19 protein-coding genes are annotated in these 17456 nt (G+C 31.2%); 5 read left to right on the top strand and 14 right to left on the bottom strand.

Translation table 11 applies throughout. From position 1 onward, the window contains the following. Nucleotides 1-42: 42 nt before the first annotated feature. Nucleotides 43-363 carry a hypothetical protein gene (locus tag EDF66_RS11130; RefSeq protein WP_132842657.1) on the bottom strand — a complete coding sequence of 107 codons (321 nt, stop codon included), beginning with the start codon at nt 361-363 and terminating at the stop codon, nt 43-45. 309 nt (nt 364-672) lie between these two features. Between EDF66_RS11130 and EDF66_RS26465 the strand changes: the two genes are divergently transcribed. Next, a complete protein-coding gene (locus EDF66_RS26465) occupies nt 673-807 on the top strand; it encodes a hypothetical protein (protein ID WP_259194157.1) in 135 nt (44 codons plus the stop codon). Nucleotides 808-1194: 387 nt separating this feature from the next. On the opposite strand, the gene EDF66_RS11125 is transcribed toward EDF66_RS26465, so the two are convergent. The 6 genes from EDF66_RS11125 to EDF66_RS11100 form a co-directional block, all read right to left on the bottom strand. After that, nucleotides 1195-1965: a formyltransferase family protein gene (locus EDF66_RS11125; protein WP_132842655.1), complete on the bottom strand. Its 771-nt coding sequence runs from the start codon at nt 1963-1965 to the stop codon at nt 1195-1197. After that, a complete protein-coding gene (locus EDF66_RS11120) occupies nt 1962-2990 on the bottom strand; it encodes a carbohydrate deacetylase (RefSeq protein ID WP_165902420.1) in 1029 nt (342 codons plus the stop codon). The genes EDF66_RS11125 and EDF66_RS11120 overlap by 4 nt, the downstream gene beginning before the upstream one ends. 463 nt (nt 2991-3453) lie before the next feature. Then, nucleotides 3454-4395, bottom strand: coding sequence for a glycosyltransferase family 2 protein (locus EDF66_RS11115; protein ID WP_132842651.1), 942 nt, complete (start codon nt 4393-4395; stop codon nt 3454-3456). A 24-nt stretch (nt 4396-4419) separates the two neighbouring features. Continuing rightward, nucleotides 4420-5064 (bottom strand): hypothetical protein, encoded by a 645-nt coding sequence (locus EDF66_RS11110; protein ID WP_132842649.1) that lies wholly within the window; start codon nt 5062-5064, stop codon nt 4420-4422. Between the two features lie 53 nt (nt 5065-5117). Beyond that, nucleotides 5118-5612 (bottom strand): hypothetical protein, encoded by a 495-nt coding sequence (locus EDF66_RS11105; RefSeq protein ID WP_132842647.1) that lies wholly within the window; start codon nt 5610-5612, stop codon nt 5118-5120. A gap of 4 nt (nt 5613-5616) precedes the next feature. Further along, complete coding sequence (locus tag EDF66_RS11100) at nt 5617-6843, bottom strand: hypothetical protein (protein ID WP_132842645.1); 1227 nt, start codon at nt 6841-6843, stop codon at nt 5617-5619. 2193 nt (nt 6844-9036) lie between these two features. On the opposite strand from EDF66_RS11100, the gene EDF66_RS11095 reads away from it, so the two are divergent. From EDF66_RS11095 to EDF66_RS26590, 3 genes are read left to right on the top strand one after another with little or no spacing between them, the layout of a single operon-like run. Then, nucleotides 9037-9228, top strand: a complete 192-nt coding sequence (locus tag EDF66_RS11095) for a hypothetical protein (RefSeq protein WP_132842644.1) — start codon at nt 9037-9039, stop codon at nt 9226-9228. A 34-nt stretch (nt 9229-9262) separates the two neighbouring features. Then, complete coding sequence (locus EDF66_RS11090; RefSeq protein WP_132842643.1) at nt 9263-9691, top strand: DDE-type integrase/transposase/recombinase; 429 nt, start codon at nt 9263-9265, stop codon at nt 9689-9691. Continuing rightward, the gene (locus EDF66_RS26590) at nt 9666-10016 is read left to right on the top strand and encodes an integrase core domain-containing protein (protein ID WP_132842686.1); all 351 of its coding nucleotides are present in this window, start codon (nt 9666-9668) and stop codon (nt 10014-10016) included. Before EDF66_RS11090 ends, EDF66_RS26590 begins: the two co-directional genes overlap by 26 nt. A 382-nt stretch (nt 10017-10398) precedes the next feature. Here EDF66_RS26590 and EDF66_RS11080 read toward each other — a convergent pair whose 3' ends face one another. After that, on the bottom strand, nt 10399-11232 hold the full coding sequence (locus EDF66_RS11080) for a helix-turn-helix domain-containing protein (RefSeq protein ID WP_132842642.1): 834 nt from the start codon (nt 11230-11232) through the stop codon (nt 10399-10401). 124 nt (nt 11233-11356) lie between these two features. Between EDF66_RS11080 and EDF66_RS11075 the strand changes: the two genes are divergently transcribed. Beyond that, a complete protein-coding gene (locus EDF66_RS11075; protein WP_132842641.1) occupies nt 11357-12268 on the top strand; it encodes a GNAT family N-acetyltransferase in 912 nt (303 codons plus the stop codon). A gap of 200 nt (nt 12269-12468) precedes the next feature. On the opposite strand, the gene EDF66_RS11070 is transcribed toward EDF66_RS11075, so the two are convergent. The 6 genes from EDF66_RS11070 to EDF66_RS11045 all read right to left on the bottom strand — a co-directional run bounded on the left by EDF66_RS11070 (nt 12469) and on the right by EDF66_RS11045 (nt 17240). Next, on the bottom strand, nt 12469-12759 hold the full coding sequence (locus tag EDF66_RS11070; protein WP_132842640.1) for a hypothetical protein: 291 nt from the start codon (nt 12757-12759) through the stop codon (nt 12469-12471). Nucleotides 12760-12989: 230 nt separating this feature from the next. Further along, nucleotides 12990-13748 (bottom strand): hypothetical protein, encoded by a 759-nt coding sequence (locus EDF66_RS11065; protein WP_132842638.1) that lies wholly within the window; start codon nt 13746-13748, stop codon nt 12990-12992. Nucleotides 13749-14001: 253 nt separating this feature from the next. Continuing rightward, nucleotides 14002-15069, bottom strand: coding sequence for a serine hydrolase domain-containing protein (locus tag EDF66_RS11060; protein ID WP_132842636.1), 1068 nt, complete (start codon nt 15067-15069; stop codon nt 14002-14004). A gap of 326 nt (nt 15070-15395) precedes the next feature. Next, the gene (locus EDF66_RS11055) at nt 15396-15719 is read right to left on the bottom strand and encodes a hypothetical protein (protein ID WP_132842634.1); all 324 of its coding nucleotides are present in this window, start codon (nt 15717-15719) and stop codon (nt 15396-15398) included. A 199-nt stretch (nt 15720-15918) separates the two neighbouring features. Beyond that, nucleotides 15919-17004: a glycoside hydrolase family 43 protein gene (locus EDF66_RS11050; protein ID WP_132842632.1), complete on the bottom strand. Its 1086-nt coding sequence runs from the start codon at nt 17002-17004 to the stop codon at nt 15919-15921. Continuing rightward, nucleotides 17001-17240, bottom strand: coding sequence for a hypothetical protein (locus tag EDF66_RS11045; protein WP_132842630.1), 240 nt, complete (start codon nt 17238-17240; stop codon nt 17001-17003). Before EDF66_RS11045 ends, EDF66_RS11050 begins: the two co-directional genes overlap by 4 nt. Nucleotides 17241-17456: the final 216 nt, after the last annotated feature.

The following is a 17456-nucleotide window of genomic DNA, read 5'->3' as shown; positions in this document are numbered from 1 at the left end:
AATAACAGAAAAAAAGAATATCTAAAACAAAAATTAATAGATTTATAAACAAGAAACACTCTTTAGCAAGTTGTCCTGATTAGTTTGAAGACATAAAATTTTGATTTTCTTTTCGATACGACTACCAATCGTTGCATATTCATCTATATTAAAATCAACATTAACAAAAGCAAATCCTGCATAATTTTTATAGCCATCATCTGAGGAAGGGGTTGCTATAATATTACACTTAAGTAAACCATTCATATTTGCAATGTCCAACTTTGAACAGAACAATTCATTAATGCACCAAGAATTTCCATTGAATTCTCGACCTTTCAAACTAAAGGGCTTATTTATGAGGCTTATTTCTTTAAATTTCATATCGATTATATTTGACCTCCCTCCAAAAAAAGTGGCCATTTTAAAAGTATAGAATTCGGGCCAGAATTACTAATTTTAAATAGGAGTACTCAAAATGAAAAAATCGAAGAAAGTTATGCTTCGATGAGCTCGCTTCGGTAGGTTTACCGAAGTAAAGATCGGCTTTGCTATCAAGCAGTCTGGGATTTAATGATCTTACAATCCTAGATTACTTAAAAAATAAACGCGCTATAATTGGAAACTATACGATGAGGAATTGAAAAAGATCATAGCTAAACAATAGAATAAAACAAAAACTCTTATTTTTCTATGAAACCATATTTTGAAAAAGCGGGAAACATTCAGTCTCTATTCGGGACTGCTTCGCCCCTTTTTTGGAACACCTCTACTGTTTCCCTACCCTGCCTATACCTAGCCTATACTGCTTTTGTAGAAGCAATGTAGACAAACAGTAGAGGCAGGCAAAGTACACATTTCCCGAAGCCTTCCCGAACTGACTCTCTAGCTCGCTATCCATCATAGACTCCAGTAAATGCTTCATTAAAGGCGCCAGAACGCCGTCGATGTGAGATAAACTCTTCCCGTTATAAAGATCTTGCATGGCTTCCTCTTTGAAGCGTTCAAAACGGCGAAGCCCTCTTGAATACAATTAAAAAACAAATACGAATGAAAAATCGAATGGGGTCTTTTCTTTCATGACCATGTCGTTTGAATAATTAAATATAAAAAATCTTATTAAATTATTCCGTTGACACAGTTCCCGTTACAGTCTCGCCAACTAAGTTAGCAACGCCACTTAGTTTTTATCCCTATCAAAATATCAGAAACTATTTAGATAAATCTTTTCCCCTTTTTTCTAAATTCACACCAATGCTTATTTAAAGGAAAGCTAAAATACGATTGTGGAGCTTTTTCAATGTTTTCGTATCTATTTAAACATAATCCTCTCATTGCCCTAATACATACTTCTGCACTATGATTAAAACATTTTTGATACAATAAATCAACTGTATCTGTAGATAGTACCTCTATTTTTATCTGTGATAATACCCTTCCCTCATCAATGCCTTTGGTCATCATATGTACTGATACCCCAATAAACTTTTCGTTGTTTCGTAGAGCTTGAAATACTGGCCACAATCCTCCATATGAAGGTAGTAAGGAACTATGCCTATTAATACAAAATTTAGGTATATTTATTATTTCCTCCTTAAAATACAAGGAGTTAGAACTAAGAATGATATCGGGTAAAACTTTTCTAATTTTATCTAAATAAGATTTCTCATTAATATCACCTTTAACCGTAAAAAAGGGAGTATTATGAAATTCTAAAGCTTTCCTTACGCTAAAAAAACCATTTTTCTTTCGAAAGCCTATTTTATCATATGTCCAATATTTAATCTTTTTAAAACCTAATTTTAATATTTCTGCGAAAGTAAGGAATTTCATATTTTGGATTAAATATCGCTCTATATTATTCTTTTTTGGTACGCTGACTACTAATGCACAACCCACAAATTCAAATTCACGATTCTGTAGCAATTGATTGATAAAATTAGGTTGATAAAAATTAGTTTCATCTATTACAAGAAATACCTTCATAATTCATTAATTATCTGAAATTCTTTAATCAAATTCATGTATTCGTCGGATAATAACAATTCTTTTTCTTTTTGTCTTTTCGGATTCGAATAATAATTAATAAAGCTTGAATTTACAGTCCAATCTATGCTATCCTTATTATTCACAAAGCCTGGATGAAACAATATCTCTACAACTATGTTTTGTTTTTTCCCTACCAGTGACTCGATTGCAGATCGTATTGAACCAATACTCATTGACCCCGTGGATAGTACACCAATAAAATAATCGTTATACTTCAAACCCTTCACTTGAATTTTTCTAATCTGAAGATCGCATAGAAAATTAAGAACTACATGTTTTATCAGATTAAGCGACATATAATCTTTAAATTTAGCTCCTAAATAAAAACTCTCTCTAGGTAACCGAATTGATTTAACATTATACTTTTGTGCTAGTTCTAAAACAATATCGAGTATAAAAGGAACGACATGTATGTGTGTGTGTCCATCTAAATGTATACCATTTTTACCGTCGTACAATCTGAGATATTCCCGCAATTGACTTTCTATCTCTATTTTTAATTCTCTACGTAATATTTCTTTTCTTCTATTACTTGAAAAATAATAACTTAAAATATATGTGAAAAAAGAAAACTTAAATTCCCCGGATGCATTGATTATATTGCTCACATATGATTTATCCGCAATTGGTTCTCCCTCTACCAAATTTAGGTGAAATCCAATCCCGATCTTCCGAGGCTCTTCAGTCTTCACATTCTGAATAAACCCATTTTTTTTTGTATTACAAATTACACTTACTCTGGATATAGAAGCACACAAAATACAATCTAAAATATTTTTGGAAATTTCTGGTGAAACTCCAAAATCATCGGCATGTAGTATAACACGAATTCTCTTATCTTCATCATTATGGAGTTTTGTAGAATAATTTGAGTTAAATACAAATATTTTTAAAATACAAAAATTAAAAATTGAACTTAGTACTGTCGTCACTATATGATTAGTTACAGCTGGCAATCCCATGTGCTGTAGCGTATCAAAAATGAAAATGTGAAAAACAAAGTATGATAAACTACCTAATATAAATCTAATGATTAGATTCTTTACGGGTAGATTTGAATAGGGAAATACAAAATTATAATTGATCAAAAAAGAAATGGGGACGGTTAGTAAATGTGCTAATACAGATAAAAAAAAATCATTTCTAGAATCAAAAAATATAAAGTTTAAAATCCAAAAAATAATTAGATTAGAAACAAATGTCAGAAAATTAAAAAAATAGTATTTGATTAATTGAAGCATTTCGATAACCTTTAATTAAACCCAGAATCTTTAAAAACAAGTTATTGAGATCCTAGGATATTGCGGAAAATTGTTATAAATCTCCTTAGTGTGCTTTCATTTCAGGACTGTTCATATATAGTTTCTAATTTTAACGATAACAATATGAATATTTAATAATATGGTGATGACTCAAATTACTATATCATTCAATGATTTCTTCGATATGATAATGAGGCCTCCCCTTAGTTTCCATATAAGTTTTAGAAATATATTCACCAATAATTCCGAGTGACAAAATCTGAATTCCTCCAAGGAAATAAAGTGGTAATGTAATCGACGCCCAACCAGGAACAGTATTTCCAAGTAAAAAGGTAATCAATACATTAGCACTTAGCAATAAACAAATAATAAAAATTAAAATACCGAGCATCGTTATTAATCTAATCGGAACTACACTAAATGAGGTTATTCCATGTATAGCTAATGAACACATCTTCCTAAGATTGTATTTACTTGTCCCATGCCTTCTTTTAGCTTGAGTATAGGATATTGTACATATTCTAAGATTAATATTTGTAAAAATTCCTCTTAGAAATAAATTATACTCCTTGTACTTTAAAAGCTCACTGAGCGCTCTATTTGACAACAATCTAAAATCAGCATGGTTTTCAATCAACTCTACGTTGAATTTTTTCATCATCCAATAAAATATTTTTGCGCTATTTTTCTTGAACAATGTATCTGAACTTCTATTATCTCGAACTCCACATACGATATGATTTCCATTTTTGAATTTGATAATCATTTTTTCCACAACAGATAGATCATCCTGTAAATCTGAGTCGATACTTATGCAACAATCTACTTTTTTGTAAACATAGTGTAAGCCAGCTAATAAAGCATTTTGATGACCACAATTTGTGGTTAATTTTATAATACGTACATAAGTAGACTTTAATTCATTTAAAATTGAAAAAGTGCTGTCAGTGCTTCCGTCATCAACAAATAACAAAAAACTCTCCGTAGATATTAGTGTCTTCACAATGAGTTCATTTAATATTTCTGAGAGAACTTGAACTGTATTACTAATACCTTCAGATTCATTAAAACAAGGAACAACTATCGCTAATTTAACAGCTTCCATATATAGTATATTTAATGATTACATTCATTTATTACTTTTCATTTTTTTAAGGACCGCATTTAAATACCTTTTAAAAGAGTCAAGATCTCCCTTTTCAGGAGTGAAAAAATGATCCGTTTGCATTAACGCATTGACTGTAAACACAAAAGGAACACCTTTTCCTTCAATAGGAATACCTAACTTAGGCGGTTCAGTCGAAGATTGTGAACCATTACTTGAAAAGTCTATATTGTAATGATCTAAATGCCAAAATTTACTTTTTCGTGTGACCATAAATTTATCATGGTCATCATAATCGCTTATAATTACAAAAGAATTTCTTTGGGCAGCAGGGTAAGAATTTAACAATTTGAAAATTGCATTAACACAATCTGAGCAATCATACTGGGAATAACGTATATATATTTTAGGTTCTGCAAATGACTTAACAATATCAGCTAAAGACTTACTAGTTCCTAATGTATCTGATAACATTAGAACTTGATTGAGAGGAACACTTTCATTTGAAATCACAAAATAATCGTAATTGTAATAAAACTGGTCACGATAGCTTAAATTCTCTTTGTCAGCATTTTTATAAAATGTATTGATTTTTTTATTGAATACTGTTACCGATAAACAAACAATAGAAATTATTAAAATTATTATTATAAAAATTGCATTTCTCATGATTTACGTTTTAAAAGAGCCACACTATAAGTGTTATTAATTAAGTTAGTTTATTAAAATCCTGTGCCTGTGCCAGTACCTGTACCTGTACCTGTTTCGCAAGGTGCTTGATCTGTACCTATTAAAATATTTGCATTATATGGAGGCGCACTAACACCTGGCGCCAATATATAATCAGCACAACCATAATTTACAGCAAATGTCTGAGTACAACTAGGATTAGTAAGAGGATTACCTCCAGTAACACTTGTACAATTTGCTTGAGTGAAGGTAATTGCAACTTCTTCCTTACCATCCCAATGTGGTCTATAATAGTTTTCACATACTTGTTCAAACTTAGTAATTTTTGGTATAAGACACATTCCGCAAATACTCACAACATTTGATAATGATTTAGAAGAAGTTCTATGCTGCGACCCAACAACACAAACTCCAGGCTGTGAAGATGGACTACCTGTACCAGTTTGTGCAATTAATGGATTATCATTTATTAAAAAATGGAAAATAACTCCCATAGCAAACAGCGTAATAATTATTGTTTTTTTCATATTATTAAAATTTAGTTTTATAGTGTGGCTTCAAATTGTATTTCAAGATAAATCCATTAGAATTGGAATTGTATTTTTCAATAATGCTTAAGTTTTTGTCACCCTTGGCAATCATCTCACCATAATAAGGCAATTGATTTAATAGCGAAAAAAGATGATTCGAAGAGAAAAAAGAGTAAAAAGACGTGTTATCTGAAATTGTATTATAACTAATAAAAGGTATGCCCCCAAATAAATCTGACGTGTAAGATAAATTTCCAACAGGTATAATTGAGGAATCGACCTTAATAATCATAAATTTACCTTTTAAGCTCATTATATTTATTAAAATTCCATTATTGGTTTCGCATATATTGTCTATAAAAGATAACTTCTCTTTATAATTATTTAGGTATTGCATTCTTTTACCGTAAAAATCTTTATTTGTCAAAAAATCATTTGGAACGGATGGAAAGTAATTCTCATCTATTTGAAACAATGTTTTATTTAAAATGGAAGAATCGTTTACATTATAATAAGCCAACTCCCCAAAGCGAGTAAAGTAAAGGGACTTTCCGTCCTTAGACTTATAAAAAGATTTTCTTAAATCGTACAAATCCGATTTATAAATCGCTTGACTATCATACTTAAAAAATGACTTAACAACTGATAAAGAATCATCCAAATTTCGTGACTCCAATAGGAAACCGACTTCATTTTTAGCAGATGATTTTTTTTCAGGGTAATTATTTAAGATTACAAGTCTACTGTTAAATGGCTCAGAATATAGGTAATCAAATTCTGTACTGATCTTTTTTATAAAATTGCCCTTTATATCATAGATTAAGATTTGAGAATTGCTTAAATCTCGGAACAGAATATGTTTACCCTTGTCGTCATACATCAAATTATAATATTTCACAGTTTCTTTTTCCGGAGGTAGAAGAACTTTCAAAAAAGTTCCCATTAAATCAAATAGAAAGATTTTATTGATATTTTTATCCATCACGACAAATCCACTATCAGTGACAACATATTCGGATACTTCACTTATTTTATCTACACCATTAAATTTTAATGCAATAACTTCGGGAGATTCAAATAAATCTCTAGCATCGTAGTTTTGTTTAATTTTAGAAATTTTAATTGTATCCACATTAAAAGATTCGTGGTAAAAATTACTCACATTGCTATTGCATCCAATTATAAACAGACAGGCGCAAACAATCACAAAAAATACATTTAGTTTCATTATTGAGATTTTAATTAATATTTATTATTGACCAATTCATGACCAGATCATAAGAATACACTGAAAAATATATTATATAAATCATTATGAGATAATTGAAATAGGAAGTTTTACTGTATTTTAAAAAAAGATAAATCAAACCAAATAATAATGGTTGATACATATAACGATCTGCATATATAGCTGGTCTATACATTGGAATAATATGTAAACAAGGGGCAAGAAAGACTAAACAAATTATAATTAGATAGAAATTATCAGAAGTGAAAATATTAGACTTTTTAAGTAAGCTAACACCGTATATTATCAATACTAAAAAAAGAAGAACGTAAATATAATATTGAAATGGAATTGCTTCATTTGGTTTAATCGGAAATGGATAATGGTAATGCAAATTTTGTGGTATAAAAATATTTATACCATACCAAAAGAGAGAATAAAACATTAATACAAGCCGCTGCATAAACGAATGATTCACCAACTTCATACTGTCATAGTTAAATAACATTGTTATCCATAAAAATAAACATAGAATAATGAAATAAGATAAATATTCCCATGTTAATAAGTCCTTAAACTTCTTCTTATGGTAGCAGATGTCAAGAATAAGAATAATCGCGGGCAGCAAAATAGATTGTTCTTTCGTAAAACAAGCAAGTACGAAAAATATCTGAATTAGAATATTTTGTTTTAGTGTTCTAGTTTTATTCTTCAATACCAAATAAATACAGAGGTAAATAAAAGAAGAAGATAAAAGTATTTTTGATGCAGAAATCCAAACTACGGCCTCAACATTTAAAGGATGAATACTCCATAAAATAATTATTCCGTAAAAACTTATGTAGTCAATGATCTTAAAATCTCTTACAAAAATTTTAAATATCTTAACTACGATAATGGTATTGATAATATGTAAAACTATCGACCCTAAATGGTACCAAAAAGGATTATAGCCATCTATCTTAAAAATAAAGGCATAATACAACGTGTTTATAGGCGAATACTGAATATTATTTTTTTGTGTGAATACTTCTTTGAAATATTCTACATTAAAAGATAATGTGGTTACAAATTTGTTATTTAGAAGCATCCATGAATCATCTGGAACACTGAAATTAACATAAACAATATTACTATATACGCTAAAGACCAATATACTAATCAAAAAACTGAATAAATAAAAGTATTTATTATCTATAGTTAATTGTTTCCAGCTAGATTGCAAGTAATCCATATAAGTTTTGTTTTTACTAAATTTATTGTTAAACAGCATTTTTCACTTCCATATAATTGATCGCTTTACATACCACTGTTCGGGTTTTATCAGCCTCGTTATTACTATGAATGTTAGCCATCGATATTTTGTCCTATTATTAATTATTAAAAGATCGAATTATGTTCCTTGAAGTCGAAAAAATGAACATTATAACTTATTTCGTCAAAATTGTATCCGGAGAGCATTGGTACATTTTCACGTATTAAGGTAATAGTATTATTGTCACGATAAAATTTCGCAAACTTAGTTTGCTCATATCTCATCTTATTATCTTTTAGGGAGAATATCAACAAATCTTCAGCACAATCTTTTTGATGATTCCGCACATTTGATTTGATGTATATATCATTATTTGATATAGATTTGCAATTACAGCAAAAAGCATTACATTTTTTACTATGTGAAAAATAAAACAATATCATAAAATTAAGTTTTGGTTGATTAGAAAACTAGTATGCAAAGCATAATATGTTCACTAAATTTTAAGTTTATACCCTAAAGTATAATAATTACATTAAATATTAAAAAAATATTCAAAACAAACGTTTGCGTAATTTTAAATAAAAATCAGTCTCGCAAAATGGCAGAATGATAGCTATTTAAAATATTACATTTAAAGCAAAACAACCTACAATACATTGTATTTATAAGATTTTGATGAGATATGAAATTATAGCTAAAATCTAAAAATCAAATATCCTTTTAGATTGAATATCTTGGTTTATACATATAATAGTTAGAATTGCAACAATAAAATGAACATACAACTAGGCAGTAATTATTTGTTTACTTAAGTTTATACCTAATTCCTCAGGAGTGTAGTACGCAAGTACCTGTCGCTTTCAGAAAAAGATTTCCATGACTGGATCTCACGGCCCAGAAATCTCCCCAAGAAACTTTCGGTCTATTACAGTTATGTGAAAGAAACCCTGGAACTATCCGCAGCGCAAGTTGAAGATCGCCTTATGGAGCGATATTCCGACCTCACTGATCATGGATTAAAGGATGAGATAGTACTGCAAAATGTTATGCTGATCCGTAAGGAGCTTCCCCGGTTAGGTACACATAAACTGCATATCAAGCTAAAAAGATCCGTTAAAATCGCATAATATTGTAATTGGAAGAGACTGTTTATTTGACCTGATGAGAAACTACAATCTGCAGATCAGAACCCGAAGACGACATACGTTAAAGACCAACTCCAGACACTGGATGCATAAATACGCCAATCTTATAAAGGAGCTGGATGTATACAGATCGGAGCAATTGTGGGTATGTGATATTACTTATATCCGCCTGTCAGATCGCTGGGGATACTTAAGTCTGATTACCAATATATACTCCAGGCAGATTATGGGCTTCGCTTTCCGCACAGACCTATCGGCCATAGGATGTATCGACGCGCTTAAAATGGCATTGAAAAACCAGCAATATGAAGGCTCTGATCTGATACATCATTCAGATCGGGGCTGCCAGTACTGTAGCAAAGGATATGTGGAACTATTGATCCATCAGCAGATAGCCATAAGTATGATCCAGAACGGAGATCCTTACGGAAAATGCGCTAGCTGAACGTGTAAATAGAACTATCAAGTCTGAATTTGGACTTTATACCTCTAGAAAAGGGCTAAAAGAGACAACAGCTAAAATACGGGATAGTGTCACTGCTTACAACGAAATAAGACCACATAGCGGCATAGATTTATTAACTCCTAAAAAGGCACATAACTGCTCCGGAAAACTGAAAAGACACTGGAAAGGCAACACTGAAAGAGCAAAAAATAAAGTGTGTATAGCAGAAGAAGCAATCACAGAATTGATGTATAGCACAATCAGTATTATTAAAACAACGTGTATAATAATATCAGTAATAATTTATAAATCTGTAAAGCTATAATAGGACGATACAAAAGGTGGAAACATTCTATCCTTATTCGAGACTCCTTTGCCCCTTATTCGGTAAAAGAATACCGATCTTATACCATCCCTATACCTCCCCTATACCCAAACAGTATACTTTTGGTAGACATTTCCCGAAGCCATCCCGAACCGCATGCGAATAAGTACTGAAGATGCATTCCTGAAAAGCTCTGCTTGAAGAAGAAAAGAAAACCTTTTTTATACCAAACTAGAATAGATGAATGATAGATCTAAGGCAATAATTTATGAAGAGCAGGTTTTCTCTGTCGGTTTGGATACTTTTATAGGCTCTACTGCTGAAAATAACAATGTAGTTATATGTGAAGACAATATGAAACAGGAAATTGATTTTAAAGAGTTTATTTCCTATACATCAAAGGTGAAATCCCTGTATATTTTTTGAAATAACGACAAAACATAGAAGAATCAGAAAAATATAATAGTTCTGTTATTTCGGATACAGATAGATCTGTCGCACTTAAATATGATTTGGCTTTTATAATAACTAATTCTGTAATAATAATAGAGATGGATCTTCCGGTACGTTCACGAATTAAAGTGGTTAGATATTTAGGGGTAAGCTTTAACTGATCTGCATAATATTGTACTGAGCGTTCGGAAACATAATATTGATGCACGAGATTAAAAAACTGAAAGACTATTTTCTCTTTTCTCGATGCAAGTTTGAGTGTGTCTTCTTGTTGTTTATAGCATATATTAATTTGACCAATCAAGGAAAATAAGAGATACTTTAATATGCTATCATGAAATACTGAATAGGCATTATCATAATTGGCTTTCAATAATTCGAAATAACGAAAATACATTTCCTTCTCACTTTCGGATAAAGTAAGAACAGGGGTTTGAAGCAAGGTCTTTAAAAAATTATAATCGGTAGGCAGGATCAATTCGGAGATTTCATCAAAAGAAAACAATAAACATAGAAATGAAGAATTTTCATGACAATCTTTTGTATTGACAATACTTTGAGGTAGTAATACAAATAAATCGTCAGCTTGCATCACTACTTTTTGAGAGTTTGCTTGTACATTAATTGAACCTTTTACACATAATGATAGCAATATACCATCTAGATGGTATCCCTGTTCGTAAAACTGATTTGGTATTAGTTTTTCTGATATTATAATTAATAAGGGCTTTTTCTTCAAAGAATGTTTATTGGGGGCTTTCATGTATGTCAAATATGTGGATTTAACAAAACTAGTTTATTTCCAGTAAAAAAGAACTATTTGCACATTGTTTAGTGGTTTATATCCACTGTTCTATAAAATAGATTGACTTATTTTGTAAAAAAAGATGCAGATAGAAAAAATTTCACTCAACGAACAGGTATTTACATTATATATTCAATACCAGTCTGACGATAACTTACGTAAAGAGTTCAATAAATTGAAAAATGAGGTCTGGGAGTTTGATTTTGAAAATTATTATGAATCAGGCTTTTGGGATGATAACTGCATCATATATTCTTTGTTTCATGATAACCAGATTGTTGCCCATACCACTGTAAGTACATTAGAAACTATTGCTGGAAACGAGCATATTGTATTGGCACAATTAGGAATGGTAATGACTCGTCCTGATTATCAAAAACAAGGATTGTCTCGTTATTTAATGGAAAGAATTCAGCAAGATTATAAGGAAAAAGTAAACGGTATGTTTCTATTTGCTAATGATTCTGTTTTAGATTTTTATCCTAAATTTAATTTTTCACCTGTACACGAATTCCAAGCGAGTGCACAAATAAAGTTTAGTGCAAGTAGTCACCTAGTGACAAAACTAAATCTAGATGATTTTGATCAACGTAAGCTATTGGAATCATACGCAAATAATTCAATACCTACTTCATCCTTGTACTCTAAAAATTTTGGTTTGACATTTTTTTACTGTTATGCTTATCCTGATTTTGGGTTTAAAGATGCTGTATATTATATCGAATCCTTAAAGACAATTGCCATAGCACAGAAAGAAGAAAATACATTGACTATACTTCAGCTTTTTCAGATGGAACAACAAAATCTGGATAATATTATTCATGCCTTAGCTACTCCAGAAATTGATACTGTAGTATTCGGATTCAGTCCCTTAAATACAGACTTTAATTATACGATTCATAAGGAAGAAGATTTGACATTATTTGTTTCTGCAGAATTGACAGAACTATTCAATAAACAAAAACTGATGATTCCACTATTATCCCATACTTAGTATTGCAATGATAAGCGAAACTTAAAACTTCATTATGATGCTCAATCTTAGGGTTGGCTTTTAAACTGGTTGTCTTTACAGGCTATATTATGTATTATTTGTAATTGAAGCATCTATAACTTCTAGCATAAATTTACCTAATTCTTGATTATTTGGCAATCGGTCTCATCCGCCTATAGGTTGACAAAAGACAAGTAATTTCAGGACAAGACATCCCTAATTCCATTTTCATAATGATAATGATCTTGACTTGCACTTGTAAATTGTTGGATAAAATTTGGCGTCATTTGAGATTGTTTTTTCACATTGAAAAAACTATTAAATAATGCCCAGTCGTACACTCCTTCATCAATAGGATATTCTGTTAAAACTCCTGATAATTTATGTCTATTTATCCATATTTCTGCCTTTTCAATTGAAGTAAAAACGCCACTTGAAAACCTTCCTCCTTCACCATGAAAAACCCAAATTGTATTTAACGTATCATTCATTTTTATTGATAATTGTAATTAAATAACAGCTTCATATGCTAAAATCTTTAATGATCGATAGCTGTTGACAAACATTGCCAAAACTGTATACCTAAATTATACTGACATCTGCCTTTATCACTAACACTAGTTTTTTTCCGTTTGGATTTGCAAATAAAATCGACATTATAAGCTAAGCAGTTCTTTTTAAATTCTCATTTAAAGTATTCCGGTTCAATAGGGAATTGAAATTAATCTTTAAATAAGTCTTCCATAATTAAAAGTCCTACATTACCTAAAATCCCTTCGGGATCATCAATTATTATCTTTCCAAAAATATCTTTTTTTATAGTTGCCCTATTTCCATTACTGTCACTGGCATCATAATTTCCGAATATATCTTTTTTTACGGATATACGATTACCCTTATCATCAGAAATTGTTTTTCCACCTAAAATATCAGTGCTTATTTTCTTATAATTTCCTTTGTCATCACGAATATTTATATTACCCATGATATCTTTTGATACTGTCGTATTATTCCCTTTGTCGTCACGAAAATTTACATTACCCATAATATCTTTTGATACTGTTGTACGATTCCCTTTTTCGTCACTTATCTCTAAATTGCCCATTGTATTTTTACTTACTGTGGTCTGAGTAGCTTGATCTTTTATTACCACGATATTGCCTGAATAATCTTCCTTAATACGGATTTCAGAACCATTATTAGTCACTTTCGTAAGATTGCCAAAATAGTCTTGCTTGTATTTGATATTTTTAGACCACTGATCTGAAACAGTAATATTACCCCAGCTATCAATTGAAATTTTTATATGGTTTTTATCTAAACCATCCGAAATTGCTGATTTTATAATGTAGTTTTTCAGATTATTACTCAGGGTATCAGCATCGTGAGAAAATAGGTTCTGTACGGGACAGAGCTCAGCCTTAATTGCAGTTGTAGAAAATATCAATACAAAACTAAATATGATAAATAAACGATCCATATATGTGTGATTTATTATTAAATATACACTTTTTTGTGATTCTAAATTGAAGAGGAATAGATTGAAAAATTGATAAACCTTGTGCTAAGTAAGAGCAGATTGGATTTGACAAGAAGGTATGTCTTACTAAACTGATATAGCGTTTAAAGGACTCTGCTATTTACAGTATAATGAAGAAATTGATCAATGTTATAAAAAGGAGTTTGTTGAATGGTGGAAATGGCTAGGTGAAGTGGTCGAGCTTAGAATGGGGTTATTTTTTTATAATTTCAAGTGTAATTTTAGCAATTTCCCGAACCAACTCAGTGGGTGAGTGACAATCACAGTTGCTCAATCCAACGATATAAATATCTCTACTGGGAATGTAAACGGCCATAGATTTAAATCCAAAAATACTGCCCCCATGTTCTCTAGTAGGGATACCATTAATTTCTTTTATATGCCAGCCAAATCCATATGAACTTATTTCACCATTATTTAATCTGTATGATTTAAACGCTTGACTAAGACTTGATGAATCCAATACCTGATTATCATTTAATGCATTTTGCCATTTTAATAAATCTTCTAATGTTGACATCAAAGAGCCTGAAGAAAATGGGACACTAAAATTGATCCATGTTTTATTAACAAAACCATCTGCTTTTTGATGATACCCATATGCCCTAGATTTTATAATTTTTCGGTCTGAAGCATAATAGGAATTATTCATTCCAATTTTTTGAAAAATATTCTTTTGTATAAAATCTTCATAAGTAATGCCCGACACTAATTCTATTATATATCCAAGTAAAACATAACCTGAATTATTATACTCAAATTTTTCTCCGGCTTCAAAATTAACAGGCTCATCTTTAAAAAAGTTAACCATCATTTCAGGGGTCATCTGTTTTTGAGCAATATCTGATATAGATTTCATTTTAGTGAAATCTTGAATTCCCGACGTATGTGTTAACAAATGTTTTATCGTAATTTTATGAGCAGATGGATAATTAGGAATGAACTTAGAGATTGGATCATTTACAGTTAATTTCCCTTGTTTTTCAAGCATTAATATGGCAACAGCGGTGAACTGTTTGGTCATGGAACCTATTTGAAAGACATGGTCGATAGTCATATCAACATCTAATTCCAAATTGGCTTTCCCGAAAGATTTTGCATAAAGCACTTTTCCATTTTTAGCAACTAAAAACGCTCCACCAGGTTCGTTTACCTGCTTAAATTCTGTTTTAATAATGTTATCAATTTTTTCTTTAAAATCTTGAGCTGACAAAATGCCAAAAACAGAAATTAAAATTAGTATTAAAAAGAATCTTCTCATCAGTTAGGTATTCATTAAGAATTAAAACAGTTATCTAAAAATGTACAACAATAAAACTATAATAATATTACACGATATGACAGCCAAAAACGGTGAATATCATCTTATTCTCGGTAAATTAATCTAAAAAGTCGGTTAATCAACATTAATTTAACAGGTTTATTGTTTTTGTCATAAATTTTAAATCATGTCTTACTAAGAATTTCTTTTATTAGCACAAAAAAACCGCTTGGTCATCCCAAACGGTTCTGTATATTTTAGAACACTGTTTTATTTCAGTTTTTCGATCTCTTCAATGGAAAGTCCGGTACCCTTGGCAATTTGCTCTACAGGTAAACCCATCTCTTTAGCCTCAAAGCTGTTTCAATGGCTTTTTTGTACTCGCCTTCAGCAATACCCTCTACTTTAGCTGTTATTGAAACTCTTTTAGCTTCTTTTTCTGCTTTCTTAGCTTCTCTTATAGCTTCTTCCAATTGCTTTTCCAGTCCTTCTTGATACATCCGCACAGCTTCAGCATCCCACTTACGTTTTAAACTAATATCATACATAGTCCGTTCCTCCTTTATCAATTTTACGTAGCTGTCCAACTGAAAGAAGCGTTGAAATACTTCGGAATTCATAATCCTTGGCAAGGTCTTTAACGTAGACATATTCTTAAGCATAAAGTTTTGCAAGCATATAAGCAGAGGAGCGATTTCAAGATAGACCACAAACAGCAACAAGAAAGGTATAGGGCGCATAATAATATTGAAATATAATCAATAATCAACTTTTTAAATTTTAATTTATTATAAGGTATTCCCGATCTCATCAAAGTCGAAATACAATAAACTAAAAACATCAGCTTTATTAAGGTTTAACTGTTGGACCGTCCACTATAAGCTGACCGTTAGGTAAAATTTTCAGTTCATCTAAGAATACTAAGCGCTGACTGCCTGTTTTGGTCGTGCGGGCATGATATACACACCATACTTTACCTTCTTTATCTTTCAAAAGACTGTTGTGCCCCGTCCCTGAAACAATACCTCCATTGGATATATTTTTTTGTAATATAGGGTTTGTTGCAGACTTTTCGAATGGGCCTAGGGGATTGGAGGCTGTTGCATAGCCAACAGCATAATTTTCTCCTCCGAAATGATTTGCGGAGTACATCATATAATAGAGATTGTTATGCTTAAAGAGATAGGATCCTTCTGTCCATCTTCTATTCACTTCACCTGAAGTCACAGACCTACTCTCCCATTCAGATTGTTTATCATCCCTTGAGATAGGAGGACGTAACAATAAGGTTGGCTCTCCTATTACATGTGAAAAATCTGAAGCTAGCTCTACTCCATATATCCAGCTTTCTTCTATTTCATCAAACATCCCCTGTTGCTTTGCCCAAGCTGCAATCTCCGACTGAACTGGATTTTTATAACAGCATCGTGAATAGTAAAGATACAAACGTCCATCTTCAGCAAAGTACACGTTACCGTCAATAATGGGATATCCGGGGTCAAATAACGGACGACCTGTCAAATCTATAAATGGGCCTGTAGGATTGGTTGAGGTTGCGATACCAATGCGATAATTTTCTAATTCATCATTCGGATTTTCTTTCCAATGTGCACTATAAAACATATAGTATTTTCCTCCACGCTTATATACTTCCGGGGCCCAAAAATCTTTCGTCCCCCAGCTTTTATCTTGCTGAGCGGTATAAACTGTACCCCTATTCTTCCATTGTTTCAAATCCTTAGAAGAATACGCTACAAAACTATTCTCTACTCCACCAGTACCATACATATAATAGGCATCTGTTTCTTGATCGTAAAGCACAAATGGATCACCAAAAGCAACATCAAGTGGATTATTTGACTGGGCTTTTGAAGTGGAGAATAACAACAGCCAGCAACCAATCAATAAGGATAAACATAAATTTTTAGTAATCATATTTCAATTAATTTTAAAATACAGTGCCCCAACTCCGCCGAATGAACCAGATCGTCCGATCGTAAGATAGGCATCAATGGATTCCCATTATCATCTCCCCAGTTGTCTTCAGTTTTATAGAAATAGCCAGTTTGTTTATTTCTTATAACTGTAGAATCTACCAAAATGAGTTCAAATACCAGGTTTATGTTTTTGCGTTTTTGATACACCTTCTCATCTACATTACGTCTAGACACAAATAGTCCACAGGATTATGCCGTTGATAATAATCCAATAGATTAAATTAAAAACTTAAAGCGCTGTTTTGATTTCACATCCGTTTACAATTTGGCCTTACACATCTACCTCAGGCTCTGTAATTTCTCTCTTTTATTTATAAATTTTATTTTTTTTATTTATAATTGTATTGAAGCCCAATTACAAATCTATATCACGTAAAAATGTAAATTAAA

The organism is Sphingobacterium sp. JUb20 (genome assembly GCF_004342035.1).
GTDB lineage: Bacteria > Bacteroidota > Bacteroidia > Sphingobacteriales > Sphingobacteriaceae > Sphingobacterium > Sphingobacterium anhuiense.
Note: the sequence above shows the minus strand (reverse complement) of the source record. Positions and strands in the feature narration are given on the sequence as shown.

What these genes read in the sequence shown, in the direction of transcription:
- EDF66_RS11130 (WP_132842657.1), bottom strand. Translation starts at nt 363, where the DNA reads ATGAAATTTAAAGAAATAAGCCTCATAAATAAGCCCTTTAGTTTGAAA.
- EDF66_RS26465 (WP_259194157.1), top strand. Translation starts at nt 673, where the DNA reads ATGAAACCATATTTTGAAAAAGCGGGAAACATTCAGTCTCTATTCGGG.
- EDF66_RS11125 (WP_132842655.1), bottom strand. Translation starts at nt 1,965, where the DNA reads ATGAAGGTATTTCTTGTAATAGATGAAACTAATTTTTATCAACCTAAT.
- EDF66_RS11120 (WP_165902420.1), bottom strand. Translation starts at nt 2,990, where the DNA reads ATGGGATTGCCAGCTGTAACTAATCATATAGTGACGACAGTACTAAGT.
- EDF66_RS11115 (WP_132842651.1), bottom strand. Translation starts at nt 4,395, where the DNA reads ATGGAAGCTGTTAAATTAGCGATAGTTGTTCCTTGTTTTAATGAATCT.
- EDF66_RS11110 (WP_132842649.1), bottom strand. Translation starts at nt 5,064, where the DNA reads ATGAGAAATGCAATTTTTATAATAATAATTTTAATAATTTCTATTGTT.
- EDF66_RS11105 (WP_132842647.1), bottom strand. Translation starts at nt 5,612, where the DNA reads ATGAAAAAAACAATAATTATTACGCTGTTTGCTATGGGAGTTATTTTC.
- EDF66_RS11100 (WP_132842645.1), bottom strand. Translation starts at nt 6,843, where the DNA reads ATGAAACTAAATGTATTTTTTGTGATTGTTTGCGCCTGTCTGTTTATA.
- EDF66_RS11090 (WP_132842643.1), top strand. Translation starts at nt 9,263, where the DNA reads ATGAGAAACTACAATCTGCAGATCAGAACCCGAAGACGACATACGTTA.
- EDF66_RS11080 (WP_132842642.1), bottom strand. Translation starts at nt 11,232, where the DNA reads ATGAAAGCCCCCAATAAACATTCTTTGAAGAAAAAGCCCTTATTAATT.
- EDF66_RS11075 (WP_132842641.1), top strand. Translation starts at nt 11,357, where the DNA reads ATGCAGATAGAAAAAATTTCACTCAACGAACAGGTATTTACATTATAT.
- EDF66_RS11070 (WP_132842640.1), bottom strand. Translation starts at nt 12,759, where the DNA reads ATGAATGATACGTTAAATACAATTTGGGTTTTTCATGGTGAAGGAGGA.
- EDF66_RS11065 (WP_132842638.1), bottom strand. Translation starts at nt 13,748, where the DNA reads ATGGATCGTTTATTTATCATATTTAGTTTTGTATTGATATTTTCTACA.
- EDF66_RS11060 (WP_132842636.1), bottom strand. Translation starts at nt 15,069, where the DNA reads ATGAGAAGATTCTTTTTAATACTAATTTTAATTTCTGTTTTTGGCATT.
- EDF66_RS11055 (WP_132842634.1), bottom strand. Translation starts at nt 15,719, where the DNA reads ATGTCTACGTTAAAGACCTTGCCAAGGATTATGAATTCCGAAGTATTT.
- EDF66_RS11050 (WP_132842632.1), bottom strand. Translation starts at nt 17,004, where the DNA reads ATGATTACTAAAAATTTATGTTTATCCTTATTGATTGGTTGCTGGCTG.